Origin of the sequence: Nostoc sp. CHAB 5715 (assembly GCF_020829685.1) — a bacterium.
GTDB lineage: Bacteria > Cyanobacteriota > Cyanobacteriia > Cyanobacteriales > Nostocaceae > Nostoc.
Map to the genome: position 1 here is coordinate 1 of NZ_JAIVFR010001149.1, position 2,153 is coordinate 2,153.

The following is a 2,153-nucleotide window of genomic DNA, read 5'->3' on the forward strand; positions in this document are numbered from 1 at the left end:
ATAGCGATTGAATCTATTTGAATTAAAAGAAACATGTAAGTTCTTTACATATGTTGACATATTTGTTTTTGGTCACCCTCTCGGGGTGGATTTGTCTAAAAAAATACATTTCTGATAATCGTCCAGAAGAAGTGCCTGTGGTTTGTACCCAGAGACAGAAATAAGTCTAGTTACAAACAGCTACATTAAAGTTAACAAATGAATCGTTGAGGATAAAAAAATGGCAACTCGTTATTTTAGAGATTTGCCACTATTTCCAACAGAATGGAATGGCAAATATCGCAATTAAATTCTGTTTGGCTAGACTCCTCAAACCGAAATTCGGAACGGTCATTTTGCAATGATTGGCTTTTTTGCCTATTTACTTTGGAATTTAGCTGGCTATAGCTTTGTTCGTGACGTTTTGCCCTTAATTGGGTATTAGAACATTAAACACTTGAAACATTACTAGATATCGGAGAAAAAAAATGGCAACTCAAGAAACTCGTCCTTCTACAGATTTACCACCTGTTGCAGCAGAATACAACGGCATAGATCGCAATGCATTTTTGTTTGGCTTCACTCCTCAAGCCGAAATCTGGAATGGTCGCTTGGCAGCAATTGGTTTTCTAGCCTATTTATTGTGGGATTTAGCTGGTTATAGCGTTTTGCGTGACGTTTTACGCATAGTTGGCTACTAGAACTTAAACACCTAAAAAACTACTAGATATTGGAGAAAAAAAATGGCAACTCAAGGAACTCGTCCATCTACAGATTTACCACCTGTTGCAGCAGAATACAATGGGCGCGATCGCAATGAATTTCTGTTTGGCTGGACACCTCAAGCCGAAATTTGGAATGGTCGCTTGGCAGCAATTGGATTCCTTGCATATTTACTTTGGGATTTAGCTGGTTATAGCGTCTTACGCGATGTCCTACACCTAATTGGATATTAGGAATAGCTCAGAATTGATAAGTATTTGAGTATAAATAAATACATTACTCAAAACCCCGGCTTTTCACCAAAAGTCGGGGATTTATCTCCTGAGCATTTTATATTTAATTTAATATTAGCGAAAAAAGCCACCTAGTTATAGGTGACTTATCTATGATTACAATTGGATAAAAATTACTGAAAATCTTAACAGTGATTATTCATCAATACAACTGGGAATACCCAAAACAGCGCAGGGGAAATTAGAACCTAGTGCCTCAATCATCGGATGATTCACAGAGTTGCAACCGAGAAACAGAATATCGGCAGCTTCTGATTCAACAACTTTGTTAAGTTCTATAGAAATGCAGCCAAACCGTAAATGAGATTTGAAGCAACCCTGCCATTCTTCAGCCAGACTTCGGGCTTGCCAGAGAATTATATCTGCTTGTTGCAGGGGAGTTACCACTGTTTGCAATTGGGGTTGAGTTAATACCTGTGTGGCAGACTTTGATATTTGACTGATTTGACACTCCAATGCAGGCTGTTGTATTGGTAAGCTCAAGACATTTGGATACTGGCTTTTTGAATTGTCTTTTAGCACATAAACGGCTTGAACTGTGACTTCTGCATTAGTAGCTAAACGCGTTTGATGGGCAATCCAAAAGGCAATATCTAGTGCCGTATGACTGTTAGGAGATGCGTCATAGGCAACAATTAAATTAACTGCTTTTGCTTTTTGAGGTTTTTTAGAAAAAGGTTTTTTTGGTTCTGGCAACAGTACCATTTGTTCAATTAAGTCATCTCGGCCTGTGGCACTTTGCAGACGTGCTAACATTGGCTTAATTTGCACAGCTTTACTTCTCCCAATGAAATGAATTAACAATGAGAAGCAGGGCGATCAATTTGAGATTTTGGACTTCGGCTACGCTACTTCGACAAGGCTCAGTAGAAGTCAGTCGAACGATTTTGGATTGAGTGACGATAACCAAAATTTAAAATCTTAAATCAATCCCATTGAAGAAAAGACAGCCAAATATTTAAGACATTCAATATATGCGTGCCAGCAATGCCCGGCATGCGGACCTACCCCAAGTTGGTGCGTCCGCCATTGCATTTATTTTTGTCACTGATAAATCGCCTTTCTTTGACTTAATGTCATTCAAAGTATCGAATACAGTGTTGCCATTCCCAAGGAGAAGCTCATGACCGCACGCACCAACGTCCACCGCCTACAAGT

General features: G+C 39.1%; 3 protein-coding genes and 1 pseudogene. 3 read left to right on the forward strand and 1 reads right to left on the reverse strand.

Going from position 1 to position 2,153, the window contains the following annotated elements:
• The first annotated feature begins 220 nt into the window (after positions 1-220).
• The 3 genes and pseudogenes from LC574_RS37035 (at position 221) to LC574_RS37045 (ending at position 935) form a co-directional block, all read left to right on the forward strand.
• Positions 221-424 (forward strand): annotated as a pseudogene (locus LC574_RS37035) (high light inducible protein).
• Positions 425-467: 43 nt separating this feature from the next.
• Positions 468-680, forward strand: a complete 213-nt coding sequence (locus tag LC574_RS37040) for a high light inducible protein (RefSeq protein WP_229458609.1) — start codon at positions 468-470, stop codon at positions 678-680.
• A gap of 42 nt (positions 681-722) precedes the next feature.
• Positions 723-935, forward strand: coding sequence for a high light inducible protein (locus tag LC574_RS37045; protein ID WP_196526728.1), 213 nt, complete (start codon positions 723-725; stop codon positions 933-935).
• A gap of 195 nt (positions 936-1,130) precedes the next feature.
• Here LC574_RS37045 and LC574_RS37050 read toward each other — a convergent pair whose 3' ends face one another.
• Positions 1,131-1,751 (reverse strand): universal stress protein, encoded by a 621-nt coding sequence (locus LC574_RS37050; protein ID WP_229458610.1) that lies wholly within the window; start codon positions 1,749-1,751, stop codon positions 1,131-1,133.
• Positions 1,752-2,153: the final 402 nt, after the last annotated feature.

Bases quoted from the DNA above. Each gene is read 5' to 3' on its own strand.
- LC574_RS37040 (WP_229458609.1), top strand. From the start codon at position 468: ATGGCAACTCAAGAAACTCGTCCTTCTACAGATTTACCACCTGTTGCA.
- LC574_RS37045 (WP_196526728.1), top strand. From the start codon at position 723: ATGGCAACTCAAGGAACTCGTCCATCTACAGATTTACCACCTGTTGCA.
- LC574_RS37050 (WP_229458610.1), bottom strand. From the start codon at position 1,751: ATGTTAGCACGTCTGCAAAGTGCCACAGGCCGAGATGACTTAATTGAA.